Here is a 13,904-nt window from a genome sequence, read left to right as displayed (position 1 = left end):
TGATGAAGAACAGGCTGAGGCCGAACGGTGTGCACTACAGGATCATATCCCTGATCGTTGGGTGTAGAGGTGTTTCTGATCTGCATCAGAAATTTATAACGACCGCATTGTAAGCAAAAAACGAGGTTTACAGGGCACCTGGAGAAGTCCTGCGTTTATGGAAAATATATCGATGGAAGACCTGGTGCGTCGTTTCCTGGACGACACTGCCACGCCCGCCGAGCGCGATCGGGTATATATCTTGCTGGCCTCCGGCTCGGCCGACCAGGCCATGGGCGCGGAGCTATACCGTGAGGCGCGGCACCGCATCGAAAATCCGCAAGGCGCTATACCCCGCGCAGAAGAGCGCCAGGCTATTCTTGCGCGTGAGCGCGTGTGGGACCGCATGAAGGAAGCGCGCACGCTGACCGAGGAAATTGTCGATCGTTTTCCCGAAAACAGTACCGCCGCCGAACGCGACCAACTTTATAGCATCCTGTCGGTTGGCGACCCGGACGAGATCCGCCCGGACGACGAGATTATCGGCGAGGCCTTTTACCGCGAGATCATGGCCAGGCTGGACGATCCCCACATTCAACCTTTGACACCGCTGGAAGCACGCCGTGCGGCCAAACGCCGCGAACGTGTCTGGAACAATATTATGGAGCCCCAACCATTGCCGATCAACCGCGCGCAGGGTCTTATGATCGCTGCGGCGGTGGCCGGCTTATTGATGCTGGCTTCGTGGCTGTTCAATCTCTGGCCTTTGGGTACCGCGCCGGCACCGATCAGCCGGCAATGCGCCGTTGGCGCCGAAGTCTTTGAAGACAAACAATTTTTACGATTGCCCGACCACAGCGCGGTCACCCTCAACAATCAAAGCCGCCTGTGCTACAGCCCGAGCTTTACGCAAGGGTATGCACGCGAGGTGGTCCTGGAAGGGGAGGCATATTTCGATATCGCGCACGATGCAGCGCATCCGTTCGTCATATACACACAAGGGGTGACCCTCCAGGTGCTCGGCACAGCCTTTAACGTGGAGGCCTTTACCGGGCAGCCCGTTGTTGTCGTGACCGTTACGCGCGGCCGCGTGCGCGTGAGCAGCGATCAATATGTACATGGTGAGATCACGGCGGGGCAGCAGCTCATTGTCGACACGCGCACGCATCGTGCGATGGTGACCACGATCGATCCCGCCTATGCCCTGCGTTGGACGGACGATATGCTGGTGTTTGACGGGATTACCCTTGACAGCGCTGCGCAGTTGATGGAAGCACGCTTTCAGACAAAAATTGCGGTCGCCGCAAGTGTGAACAACTGTGATGTAACGGCGATGTTCCAGGATGACCAGGTGAAGCTGGAGCACGTTGTGAATACGCTGGAGAAGCTGCTTCCGCAGCTGGAGCATCGGCAGCAGAAAAATGGTGTGCTGGAGTTTTATGGAAGAGGGTGTCAGTAGTTCTAAAATATCCCTTGGGAGAGGATATAGTATGATGTTTTAGTTTTGTTGTCTTTATTATTTTGTGTGCCTTCAGGTGGCTAGAAGTCTGTCAAATTTTCCCTACCTTGGTTCCATCAACAGAGCTTAGTAAAAATATACCTGTGCCTGCCATAGCTTCGGCGTAGGCAGGTCGTTGCGGCATCTCAGCAACGGCCCTTTTTCTCGCGGCCTTTCCGCTGCGAGCCTTAAAAATCTATGTATATTTTTACTGAACGAACATGTCGCTCATCGACAACGCTATTCTCGATTTTTATACTCAAAGCTCCGAAGACACCCGCCTCCAGGTAGGCCTGGGTCCGCTGGAGCTTGAACGCAATAAAGCCCTCATCGCCCGGCACCTGCCTGATTATCCCTGTCGCATTGCCGATGTGGGCGGGGGGACCGGCCACTATGCCCGCTGGCTGTCGTCCCTGGGGCATGCCGTCACGTTGATCGACCCCGTACCACGCCACGTTGACCTCGCCCGCCGGAAGGCCGCCCACGCCAGGCGTACCTTCGCTTGTGTACTGGGCGAGGCCCGGCGGCTGCCGCTGCCCAAAGGCGCTGTGGACGTCGTCATGCTGCATGGGCCACTCTACCATCTCCAGGATGCGGAAGACCGCCAGCGGGCTTTATATGAAGCCCAGCGGGTGCTTCGCGTTGGGGGAGTCGTGTTGGGGTTTGCTATTACCCATGCGGCCTCGGTGCTGGCTGCCTTGCAGACCGGGATGATCCATGATCCGGATGTTTTTCGGATGTGTTTGCAGTCGCTGGCAAACGGCGAGCATTATCCGCCCCCCGGCATGCCGGGAGTGCTGCCGCGGTCGTTCTTTCACCGGCCAGCCGGGTTACGGGAAGAGTTTGAGATGGCGGGGTTTACGGTGGAGGAGGTTGTGGCGGTCGAGGGCATTGCCTGGCTGGACCAGCGGTACTTTGAGAGCTGGGCGCATCCGGAGAAGCGGCAACGGTTGCTGGAGCTGGTGCGGCGCACGGAGGCTGACCCGGATCTGCTGGCGTTGAGCCCGCATATTATGCTCGCCGCGGGTGTGAAGTAACGCTCGCAAACGATACAGCGGCCAGGTTCCGTGCACTCGTATCTGGAAGGTTGTTGCCGGTATTGCGGGCGACAACCTTTCTTTTACTTTTGCAGCGTTTATCATCTTTCAGGACTATGTACGATATCTGCTGCATCGGGCACATAACGCTCGATAAGGTCATTACACCGCAAACCGAGCTACACATGGCGGGGGGCACGGCCTTTTATTTTGCCAATGCTATCCGCACGCTGGAGGCAACGTTTCAGCTGATAACGGCCGTGGGCAAGTCCGAACTGTCGTATGTAGACACGCTGCGGGTGCAGGGGATCGCGGTGACGGTGTTGCCCAGCGCGCATACCGTTTATTTTGAGAATAAATATACCGGCAACATGGATCATCGCACGCAGCGCGTGTTGCGGGTAGCGGATCCGTTTGCGGTCGAACCGGTGCTCGCCATACCTGCGCGCGTGTATCATCTCGGCCCGCTGCTGGCACACGATATGTCGACCGAGCTGATTCGCGCGTTGTCGAAGCAGGGCAAGGTGTCGCTGGATGTGCAGGGGTTTCTGCGGAAGGTGGAAGATCAGCAGGTGATTCCCATTGACTGGGAGGACAAAATTGAAGCCTTGCCGTATATCAGTATGTTGAAAGCCAACGAGCATGAAATGGAAGTACTGACCGGGCAGTCCGATCCGCGGGTCGGCGCACGGATGTTGGCCGACTGGGGTGTCTCGGAAGTTATTATCACGCTCGGCAGCCAGGGCTCTATTCTGTATCACGATAACACATTCTATGATGTACCGGCCTACGTCCCGCGGGCCGTGGTGGATGCCACGGGTTGCGGAGATACCTACATGGCGGGATACTTGTGTCAGCGTATTCGTGGCGCGTCGTTACAGGATGCGGGCGAGTTTGCCGCGGCGATGGCCAGCTTAAAGATGGAGGCGTCGGGGCCGTTTACCGGCAATGTTACCGATGTAACGCGCGTGTTGGCCCAAAGTGAAAAGACGATGCCGGTGGCATACGAAAAAAATAGTTGATGACTAACGACTGATGGTCACCCGCCGGATCTTACCGTCGCCATCGGAGGTGATTTTGTACACTACTTTTTTGTCGCGGTTGGAGAGCCTGATGGCCTCGAGGGCTTCGGAAATGGTGATGTCGGCGGCAAAGGTAGCGTCGATCAGATAGCCGCGAATTGCGCGGTCTACCTGGATGTCGACATTGAAGTGGTCTTCGAGCTTGGTTGCGGCGTCGGCCAGCGTCATGCGCTCAACGCGCAAGATGGGCCGTATGTTGAGGTCGCTTATGAAGATCTCGTCGTATTGTTTTCGCGTGATATCTTTTGTTTCCAAATCGATAATCGCTTCTTCCGCCGCGCCGAAATAGCCGAGGGATCTTCCGGAAAGATCCGTAATCTCCACGCTCTCGCTTCCCACGAGCACGCGCATCTTTCCCTGATCGCCCGGCACAGACCTCACCTGAAACGTACTGGCGTGTGTGCGAATGACCAGGCCGCCTTCACAATGCAGTACGAACATCTTATCCGTGGAGTGCACACGAAAAAAACCGTCGCCGGTCATTGTCGCTTCGCGGTATAATTTGTCGAAGTCGGGTGTGAAGCTTACGGTGCTTCCGGCGAGTACGACGCCGTCCGTTCCATCAGGCAATGTAAAAAGTGAATAGCCATGCATGACCGTGCGGTCGCTGACCGACGGAAGAAAAAAGACCGAATTGGTCAACAGGTTTGTAACTAAAAGTATTGTTGCGATAACTCGTTTTACCCATCCCTTCACACGCCAGCTTTTACCGATGCCCGGCACATCCCCGTTTCCGCTTCTCATGGTTAAGTAGATTAGACTTGTCGATGAAATGGAGAATCGCGTGATATACCTGCTGAACAATAAGCTTTCTACCCAGGCGTCTCTCTTTACTTAAGAGACGGTTGCTGTAGTAAGGTATAATAAAAGATGTGCTATTTGTTTAAAAGAACTATAAATGGGTCTATAACTAAGAGCCTACTTTGGCGGAGAAGTATAAATTTTGGGGAAACATTATTTTGGTTTAAGCGATGGTAGTGTGGCTTTGTGGTGACCGGGGGTGGCATCGGCGCTGCGCTGGATGCCGACAGTCTGCAGACTGTCACCATACTGGGTCCGAGTCGCCCTCCCTTCGGTCGGAAGACTCGAACCAGAAAGGGCTATTAAAGTTTATTGATCTTCATCGGCTCTTCGCCTTCGATCTTTAACAGGTACATGCCCGGCGAGAAGGTTGACAAATCGATCGTGTAGTCCGGCAATGCGCCGCTGGCGATGATTCTGCCCAGATTATCGCAAAGAATGAAATGGTTGCCGATCAGATTTTTAGCGGGGTGGATCGTGACGTTGCCATCGGTCGGGTTCGGGAAGTATACTGTTTTTTCGTAGAGCGGTGTTTGGATGTAGGTATGCGCATAGTTTGCCGGTTGATCCAGGCAGTGGATGCGAACGCGGACTTCATAGTTGCCGCCGGGGCGCAGGTCGGGGAGTGTGATGTGCGCTTCTTCGGTGTGGATGGTCTGCCAGGCGTTGGTTCCGACAATAGCATAATCGACGATGTACGGGACGGTGGAGAAATCAGCTGTCCACGAGAGCTCGACAGAGGTGTGGGTGACGTCGTTGGCGGTTATGCGGTCGGGGGTATAACAGAGTGTGTTAAACGTTATTGTAGTGTAGGTGGGCGTGGCAATACAAGGCGGCGCCACATCTACGGTCACGCGGGTGCCCGGGGCGAAGCCTTCCAGGTAGATGTATGGCTCGCGTGTTTCTGTGGTGGTTGTCGCGCCTGTTGAAAGGGTATACCGTACAGTGTAGTGGTCCGCGTTAGAGGGATCGTACCAACTGATCCCGGCGCCAAAGGGTGTAATGGCGTTGGCGGAGAGGGAGAATACTTCGGGACAGGGGGTGGTGAATTCTTTGGTAATAAAGTCAGAGGCCATGTCGGTGCAGTTCAGTTTGGCCCGCACGGAGTAGTGTGTCCCGGGAACGAGCGGGTACAGAAACAAGTTCCCGCCGACGGGTGTCCAGCGGAGATTGTCGGCGCTGTATTCTACCGTGGCTTCGCTCGCGTAATTGCTGAGGCCGGTGATCGTCGCGCTGTTGAAGGTGATGTCGGTGACGGCAAGGGCCGTGAGCGAAGGACAAAGGGTGGTGAATTGCAGGGTGCGGTATGGGCCGGGCACAGTGCAGCGTCCCCGGACACGCAGGTCGTAGTGTGTGCCGGCTTTCAGCGAATAGATGGTATTGTAATAATCGGGAAGCGTTATCCATGCGTTTTTGCCGGCGAGCGAGTACTCCACTTCATACTGCCTGAGATCCGGCGCTTGCAGCGTGACCTGGTTGACGCCGATGGTGGCCAGGCTAACGTTGTTCGGGTCGAGGCAGTCCGTGGTAAAATCTATATAGTGATAGGCGGTATAGCCGACGCCGCAGGTGGCCCGGAAGCGGAACCGGTACGGGTACCCGGGGGACAGATTATTGATCGTGGTGGAGTATACCTCGTACCAATCGTTGGCGCGGGGGCTGTACTCTATTTCGTACTGATCGAAGGTGGTATTGGCGGGCAGCAGGATCTTCGCGGTGGTGTTTGTTACCTCCATCTTTACCAGCGTGGGATCCAGGCAGGGATCCGTGTCGTTCTGCCAGATCTCGAAGATGTAGCCGTCGTGCGGACCGTAATAGTAGGCCAGGGAATTAATGACTTCCGGCCGGCCGTCGCCGTTGAGGTCGTTGATGGCGAGTCTTTGCTCGACGGTTTCGGACTCGCGGATCACCGTGCCCCAGGGGCCCAGTTGTTCAAAGGACGTATCTGAAAAGGGACTGCCGGCTGCGCTTTTGTTTCGCAGTAACCGGAGCTCGCGTTTGTCGGTGCCGACCAGGAGGTCCGGCTTGCCGTCGCCGTCGAGGTCACCCGGTTGGAGGTCATCTTCGGCATAGTTATCCAGTAGGGGTACCGGGGGCGCGAGGGTGATCGGGGGCGTGGTGCCTTTGTTCTCCCACACGGCCACCTTGCCCTCCAGATTGGAGGTATAGAGTACCACATCTTTCCAGCCGTCGGCATTCAGGTCGCTGGCGGTATACCGGGCAAACCTGCCGCGGGCCGGGTCTGTCGTGATGATTTGGCTGAAGGCAAATGTTCCCGGACGGCTGTCATTGCGGAGCATCCACAGCACGCTTTGGTCGGTTGACCCGATCAGCAGCTCGGGGGCGCCGTCGTTGTTGAGGTCCGGCGTGGCGATCGTGTACGGCTCATAGGGGAGGGGCATGCTGTAGAGGGGGCGGAAGTTTTCCGCCACGAGCGATCCGGTGGGATTCTGATTGCGTAGGACCGTTAACCGATAGCTTCCCGCCGCGTAGTGCGTGTAGGTGATGTCGATGCGTCCGTCGCCGTCGAAGTCACGCAGCGCCAGGTGGTAAAAATTTCCGATGGGTACGTCGAGGGGCTCCCCCAGAAATATATAGCCCGGCACGGATCGGTTGGGGTAGATGCGCAGACCGTTTTGATACTCGCCCACGACATCCGCCAGACCGTTGCCGTCCAGGTCCGCTACGTAGAGGTAGATGCTGGTGAAATCGGATACGGTTGTCGTGGTGCGCAAAAAGGATGCGGGGGTGATGTCACCTCCCTGGTGTACATTTTGAAATATTCTGAAGCCCTGGCTGGTGCCGCCGATGATGTCGGGACGGTGGTCGCCGTCCAGGTCCTGTACGATGGGGCGATACATGCTTAAGTCATTAAAGCCGACGGCCAGTTGCAGATTGCCCGTAGAAAAGCTGCCGGTGAACGTCGGGACAAATTCGCGTACCGATTCGGTGGCCAGGCCGGACTGGAGATCCAGGACGGCGATGGGCCCGAGGGATGCCCCGGCGGGAACCTTCACTTCCAGTTGCGTAGCGCCGGCTGTCAGGATCTCGGCGCGGGTGGCGCCAAAGCTCACCTGGGTGTTTCCGGGTGTTGTGTTAAAGTTGCGGCCGGTGATTGTTACGGTAGCGCCGATGGGCGCGGTGACGGGCGTGAATGCGCTGACAACCGGTTTTGCCGCGGTGAAAAAGCGTACCGACCCCGTTGTGGCGGTGGAATACCCATTGACGGCAACCATCCGGTAATAATAGGTTGTGCGGGATGTCAGTCCGGTGACACCGGCGGAAACGTTGATGAACTCCGTTGTGTCTCCGGCGGGGTATACCGGTGTGGTCATGCCCAGGGCCGTTGTGGGTCCGTATTCAAAATAAAACGACGTGGGCAGGCTGTTGGGGTTTACCTGACCGTACAGCGTGGCCGTTGTTTCGGTGACGTCCAACGTCTCGAGAATCTTTACCAGCGGTGCCGGCGCGATCGTCGTAAAATTGGTGACGGTAGAATACGACCTTCCATGCTCGTTGGTGACAACCATCCGGACATAGTATTTGGTCGAGGGCTGCAGGCCGGTGACAATGCCTTGCACCTTGTCGGTATAAGTATACTCCGACGATGTGCCGCCGAGCGCCGGGGTTTTGCCGTACTCAAAATAATAGCGGACGGTGTCGCCGCGGGGAATCAGGGCGCCCCGAATCTTCGCGGTGGTGGCGGTGATGTCGTAGGGCTCGAGGCTGGTGACGGTGGGCTCGTCGATGACGCCCACGGCGTCCCAGGCCTTGTCTACTTCCCGGTACGTGGCGGAATTTTTACCGTATAGATCAGCCGTTGCCAGCATGGAGCCGAGGCGGCTGTCGAGGTAATCGGACAAGGGGCCCAGGTATTCGGTCAGGTTCCGGTAGCTGATGTTGACGGCGGCGTCCATGCCGATGGCGTTTACGGCGTACGCGGAGTCGTGATCGTTTACGCCGCTGCCGCCGTTGCATAACAGGTAAAACCAAAAGTTTTGTACACCGGAGTTATAGTGTACACCGCCGTTGTCGCCGGTACCGGTATACCACAAATCGCCCTGGTAGGTGTCGGGTTGGTTTTTGATGTTGGGATTGCTGAAATCGCGCAGGCCACCGCCGGTCAGGTGCGCGCCCATTTGCCAGGTGGCGGTTGCACCGAGGCTGTGGAACTCTACCGCCTTGGCCATGATGTCGGAGAACGATTCGTTGAGGGCGCCGGGCTCGTTAGCGTATTGAAGGGCCGCTTCATACTGCGTTACACCGTGGGTCAGCTCGTGGCTCACGACGTCCAGCTCCACCAGGGTGTTGTAGCGGCTGCCGTCGCCAAAGGCCAGGAGCTTGCCGTTCCAAAAGGCGTTGTCCAACCCCACGTCCACGTGCACGTAAGAGGTGATCTTGCCGCCGCGGTTGTCGAAGCTGTTGCGGCCATGCCGTTGAAAGTAATATTCAAACGCTTGCTCGGCGGCCCACTGTACGGACACGGCGGCCTTCAACCGGGTCGAGCCCGTATAATTGGTGCTGGTAGACGTGACATCAGAGACTGAGGCGGGAAAGCCGTATAGGAGGGGCGTGACGGACTGATTGCGGTGGTCGTAGGTACCGAGCAGGCCGCCGTGCGCGGTCTGTCCCACCAGCCGTGTGCCACTGGCCGTTTGTTCGATGCGAATGGTCTGGTTGCCGTTATAGTTCGTCAGGCCGGTGCCGAGGAGATACGGCGGCGCCGGCGGCTCTTCGTGTCCACAGGTGTTGACCAGGCTTACCCTGTTGATGATCTCGCCGGTGCGGGCGTCGATCGAAACGCGCCACCGTTCCACGAGCGATACGTCGAGGTCGAATTGAAAGGCGACGGCAAAGCTTTCCGGGGCGAACGTGAAGCCTTTGGATACAATCAGCTTTCGTCCAGGCTGCGGCGTGGGGGCGCCGGCCTGCAGCTGTTGTACCGCGAGCCGGTAGGCCTGCTCTTCGCTGAGTGTCGTGTGTGTATTCAGGGCCATGTTCCGTACGGCCTTACCGTTAGCGGAGACGGCGAAGCCATCCCTTTCATGCACGCGGTAGTCCATGCCTTCGACAGCCATGCCTTTGTAGTATTGTTGCAGCAGGTGGTGCCGCATGCCGAGCTTGTCGGTGTTGGATTCTGCTTCCGCGAATGTGAAGTCGGCGGGAACGCCCAGGTACCGGTGGATGCCGGCCAGGAACTGCGCCGCGGTCACGGTGCCTTTCTTAAATTCGATGGCGCGGGGTGGCTCCTGCGGGTTGGTATAATAGAGGTTGTCGGCGCCTGTATCCGGTGTGCCGATGGCCGTGGTCACGGTGCGTGCATTGCGTTGCGCCTGGCTGTGTCCTGCCAGGGAAATGCTCAAGACTACGAGTAAGAGGATTCGTCTGCGCATGTGCTTATTTCATTATGTGCAACCAGTTTTTACACGACGCCATATCACCGACCTGGACGTGGATGAAATACACGCCGCCGACCACGTTGTGTCCGTCCCAATCGTTTTTATAGTCCGACGACTCAAATACTTTCCGACCCCATCGGTCGAATACGGAGAGGTGTACCGGGAGGCCGATGCCGGCGGGATCGAGCATGTCGCCGCCAAAGCCGATCTCGAACCGGTCGTTGTAGCCGGGCGAGCCTTCGGGCGTAAACATGTTGGGGATGCGGAGGGAGTAGAACGGGAACTGCACTGTCTCTTCGGCATAGCAGATTTTCTTCCGGGCACTCAGTTTGATGGTATACACGCCGTCGTTTTCGTATACGTGATTGATCTTCGTGTCGGCCGATTGGAAGCCGTCGCCAAAGTCGAAGAGAAACGCCACATCCTCGGCCGGTGGTGTCAGGTTCTCGACGGACAGTGAGGGGCGTCCCACGCAGTTGGCCAGGAGCTGATGCTCCCAGTGTAAGGTCACGCGGTCTTCCACGAATACGTCCACGGTATCTTTCCCCACGCAGCCGTGGGGGTCGGTCGCGGTAAGGTAATATCGCGTGCTCTGTTTCGGTTGCACGGTGGGGGAGGCGCCGGGCGAAGTAAACGTGCCGTCGGCGGCAGTCCAGGTATATACATTGCCGCCGGATGCCGTGAGTCGGAACGTTGTGCCTTCGCAGATTTCCCCGCCGGGGCCGACCTCGATCTGCTCGCGGTAGTAGCGGATGGTTTTTATGATGGAATCGGCTTTGTTACAGGTGTTCTCGTTGACCGCTTTCAGTTTGATGTTGTAGGTGCCGGGCCGCTCGAACCCGTGCACGAACGGAGCCATGTCATCGGTCGCGAGGGGCACGGTGCCGTCGTTAAAGGTCCACACAAAGTGCTTGCCGTTCTCGCTCAGGTTTTTTAGCTGTATGACATCCGGAGCGCAAATCTCGTTGTAGCCGGGATGATCGAGGTTCACGTCATACGTTTCGAAGCGGGCGTATACATACGGGATCAGGTTGACGTATACCGTATCGCTTTTTGTACAGCCGTCGTCGTCGACTACCGTGACGTAGTATGTCATGGCATTGGCCGGTGTGACCACGGGGGAGGGGGCGTCGGAGGTGAACGTTCCGTCCTCACTCGTCCAGGTATAGGTCTCGCCGCCGCTGGCCGTGAGCTGAAAGCTCTGCCCGGTACACACCTTGCCGTCGTCGCCTACGAAGATGTTGGGTTTGAAATAATGGATGACTTTAGTGATCGAGTCCGACTGGGCGCAGGTGCTGAGGTCGTTGATCTTCAGCTTGACATGGTAGTCGCCTTCTTCGTTGAACTGGTGTATGACATTCCGGGGCTCGTTTTTTTGTCGGGTCACGATGGTGCCGTCGTCAAAATCCCAGATGAAGGTTTTACCGCCCGTGCTGAGGTTCTGGAACAGGATCTGTTCCGGGAAGCAGACGTTGTTATACCCGGGCATGGTCAGGTCCAGGTTGTTGGTGTCGAAGTTCGCGCGCAGCGTGGACAGGTCGAATTTGAAGGCGGCGTTGTTACAGTTATTACTGCGGTTTACCCGCGACTTGGCATTCAGCGTCGTGGGGAAGTCGGAGGTGGGCCGGGGTCCGGCACTGTTGCCGGAAGTACATCCCGAGCACACGGCATGGTAGACGATGCCGTGTTTGTCGAAGCGGGAGGTGCCTCCGTCGACGTGTGTTTTTGACGATGTGCCACCGAGGTATGTGGAGTATACCAGCTCCGTGGCGTCGCCGTTCAGCACGATGAAATAGAAATCCGAGCCGGTGGTGGCCGGTTGCTGCGCATCCGGTGTGACGGTCATACCGTTGGTATTACTTTGCCAATAGCCCGCGGTGGAATTAATATCACCGCCCCAACCGGCCATGTAGATGTTGTCGCAGGCGTTTACCAGGAACGCGGTCGGCGAGATGTTCGGGATCACGAGCCCGCTGGGCGATGCCGATCCGAATATCGTCGAGAACTTGCGTGTACTGAGGTCCGGTGAAAACCGCTGTAAGAACTGGCCGCTGTTGGGGTTGTTAAACACGTTGGCGGTTACCGGCATGTGGCCGGCGGTCTGGCCGTAGCAAAAAACGTCGCCCTCTTCGTTGAGGTCGACGAAATATACCTGGTCGAAGGACGTCGTGCCGGTAAAGGTGGCCTGCATCAGATTGCTGCCATCGGCTGACAGCCGGGCGATCCAGCCGTCGACGATACCGTTGAAGGTGGCTTGATAGGCGCCGGGCGTGGCGGGGAAGTCGGCACTGCTCGTGCCGCCGCCGAGTACGATGTTTTTGGCTTTGTCGAATTTGAGGGAATAGGCGGCGTCGGTGCCGGCGCCACCGATGTACGTGGACCAGAGGATGGACGACAGGTCGGGCGCCAGCTTGGTCACCACGCCGTCGCTGAGGCCGCCGTTGTACGATTGGTCGAAGCCGCCGGGGACGGGAAAGTCGCTGGAGCTGGTCACGGAGGCGATGTATACATTTCCGGCCGCATCGGTCATGATGTCGCCGCGCATTTCGTCGCCATAGTTTACCACCAGCGGGCCGCCACGGGCTTTGGAGATGTTCAGTCCGTCGTTGTCGGTGCCGCCCAGGAACGTCGACCCGATCAGCTGGGTTCCGTCGGGGGAGAAGCGGGTGATGACGATGTCCCACTTATCGCGTGTATTGAGGACGCCGTTGAGCACCTCGGTGCCGAAGTTGAATGTTTTGTCGTAGCCGCCGGCGCTGGTGGGGAAGTTGTCCGAGCTGGAGATGCCCAGCACCAGCAAATCACCGGAGACTTCGTCGACGACGAGGCTTTGCGGCGAGTCGTTGCCGGAGCCGCCCAGGTGGGTGGCATACAGAAACTTCGTCCCGGCCGAATCATACTTAATGATGGCCATGTCGAACCCACCCTTGTTGGTGGTCTGGTAGGCTCCGGTCGTGGCCGGAAAGAATCCTACTCCATTGAGTACACGCGTAATGCCGGCGGAATAGAGCGTACCATGCTCGCCGGGGGTGGCGGTGCTGCCCCAGTTGTCGGCGGTGGAGCCGGAGTACGTGGAGAAAATCAGCAGCGGGTCGATCACCAGGGTGCGAGATGCGTCGTAGTCGGCCGGGAAACGGAAGGAAACGATGTCGTTGTTCAGCGTGTAGGCGCTGGGTACGGTTTCATTGGCCTTACCGTTGGCCTGGTAACAATAGGGTTTCTCTTCGGTGAGTGATCCTACGGCCGTTTTGATCACCAGGGCATCTTCTTCTTGCTCCACGCCGAAGGTGCCGTCGTACTGCAGCCTGATCTGCGACGGATCGGCGCCCGGTCTGACGATAAAGTCGTATTTGAGGTTTGTACCCAGGGACGACACGCGAAAATCGATGCCCGGGTAGACGTCGGGGTACAGCACAGTGGCGTAGGCCATCGCTTTGCGGACCCACTGGCGGGAATCGGCGCCCAGGAAGTAGTTGTCGTAGCCCTCGAGCGGGGTTTCGGCAATGGGTTTCGTGTTCGGGTTGGAGCCCAGGAGGTTGATTTGAAAATAATGGCCGTCGATGGGGGCATCGGTTCCATGCCCGCTGGATTCCTCGATTTTGCCATGGCTTTCCAGGTGGCGGTGTTCCAGCTCTTCCATATCGAGGAGGAGAATGGAAAAGCCTGTAGCCGAGACGCCGAGGCGTCCGCCCGGCACCCGGGCTTGAAAATCATGTTTTTTATCCCATTGGCCCTTGTTTTCAATAAATCGAAGGTCCTGGTCGCCCTGAGAGAAAGCGTGGAATGAAATCAATGACAAGAGTGCCACGATCCGCATAACGGAGTAGCGGGTTGCATAACGTTGCATAGGTTAGATTATCGCCAGGGTTAAAGATACGAACAATTGGGAAACGGCCGGTGGCGGTTTTTGGTAATCACGTGTTAATCACCTGTTGGATCAGTTTTGACAGGTGGTTTTGAATCAAATTTCGTTTGTTTGAAAAAATGGAATTTGGGTGTCCCCAGGAGGGGTGAGGAGTTGCGAGGCGGGTCGAAGCCAGGACGAAAAAAGGGCATGCTTCGCCGGGGATCCTTCGAGTCTGCCACAGGGTTCCTCCATAGATGTTCC

Annotated in this window: 6 protein-coding genes; 3 read left to right on the top strand and 3 right to left on the bottom strand. The window is 57.4% G+C overall.

Features of this window, described 5'->3' with window-relative positions:
* Positions 1 to 157 precede the first annotated feature (157 nt).
* From K7P01_RS25440 to K7P01_RS25430, 3 genes are all read left to right on the top strand, one after another.
* Complete coding sequence (locus K7P01_RS25440) at positions 158 to 1,438, top strand: FecR family protein (RefSeq protein WP_267297411.1); 1,281 nt, start codon at positions 158 to 160, stop codon at positions 1,436 to 1,438.
* A 260-nt stretch (positions 1,439 to 1,698) separates the two neighbouring features.
* Positions 1,699 to 2,514, top strand: a complete 816-nt coding sequence (locus K7P01_RS25435; RefSeq protein ID WP_267297410.1) for a class I SAM-dependent methyltransferase — start codon at positions 1,699 to 1,701, stop codon at positions 2,512 to 2,514.
* A gap of 116 nt (positions 2,515 to 2,630) precedes the next feature.
* Positions 2,631 to 3,536 (top strand): PfkB family carbohydrate kinase, encoded by a 906-nt coding sequence (locus K7P01_RS25430; RefSeq protein WP_267297409.1) that lies wholly within the window; start codon positions 2,631 to 2,633, stop codon positions 3,534 to 3,536.
* A 3-nt stretch (positions 3,537 to 3,539) separates the two neighbouring features.
* Here K7P01_RS25430 and K7P01_RS25425 read toward each other — a convergent pair whose 3' ends face one another.
* The 3 genes from K7P01_RS25425 to K7P01_RS25415 form a co-directional block, all read right to left on the bottom strand.
* Positions 3,540 to 4,340, bottom strand: a complete 801-nt coding sequence (locus tag K7P01_RS25425) for a DUF4974 domain-containing protein (protein WP_267297408.1) — start codon at positions 4,338 to 4,340, stop codon at positions 3,540 to 3,542.
* A 359-nt stretch (positions 4,341 to 4,699) separates the two neighbouring features.
* Entirely contained in the window at positions 4,700 to 9,790 is a 5,091-nt protein-coding gene (locus K7P01_RS25420) for a M4 family metallopeptidase (RefSeq protein WP_267297407.1), read from the bottom strand.
* A 4-nt stretch (positions 9,791 to 9,794) separates the two neighbouring features.
* On the bottom strand, positions 9,795 to 13,643 hold the full coding sequence (locus tag K7P01_RS25415; protein ID WP_267297406.1) for a DUF7948 domain-containing protein: 3,849 nt from the start codon (positions 13,641 to 13,643) through the stop codon (positions 9,795 to 9,797).
* Positions 13,644 to 13,904 lie beyond the last annotated feature (261 nt).

Origin of the sequence: Parachryseolinea silvisoli, assembly GCF_021190955.1 — a bacterium.
Lineage (GTDB): Bacteria > Bacteroidota > Bacteroidia > Cytophagales > Cyclobacteriaceae > Ohtaekwangia > Ohtaekwangia silvisoli.
The sequence above is the reverse complement of the archived record's forward strand: the minus strand, read 5'-3'. Positions and strand labels throughout refer to the sequence as shown.

Excerpts from the sequence above, each read along its gene's own strand:
- K7P01_RS25435 (WP_267297410.1), top strand. The coding sequence starts at position 1,699 with ATGTCGCTCATCGACAACGCTATTCTCGATTTTTATACTCAAAGCTCC.
- K7P01_RS25440 (WP_267297411.1), top strand. The coding sequence starts at position 158 with ATGGAAAATATATCGATGGAAGACCTGGTGCGTCGTTTCCTGGACGAC.
- K7P01_RS25415 (WP_267297406.1), bottom strand. The coding sequence starts at position 13,643 with ATGCAACGTTATGCAACCCGCTACTCCGTTATGCGGATCGTGGCACTC.
- K7P01_RS25430 (WP_267297409.1), top strand. The coding sequence starts at position 2,631 with ATGTACGATATCTGCTGCATCGGGCACATAACGCTCGATAAGGTCATT.
- K7P01_RS25425 (WP_267297408.1), bottom strand. The coding sequence starts at position 4,340 with ATGAGAAGCGGAAACGGGGATGTGCCGGGCATCGGTAAAAGCTGGCGT.
- K7P01_RS25420 (WP_267297407.1), bottom strand. The coding sequence starts at position 9,790 with ATGCGCAGACGAATCCTCTTACTCGTAGTCTTGAGCATTTCCCTGGCA.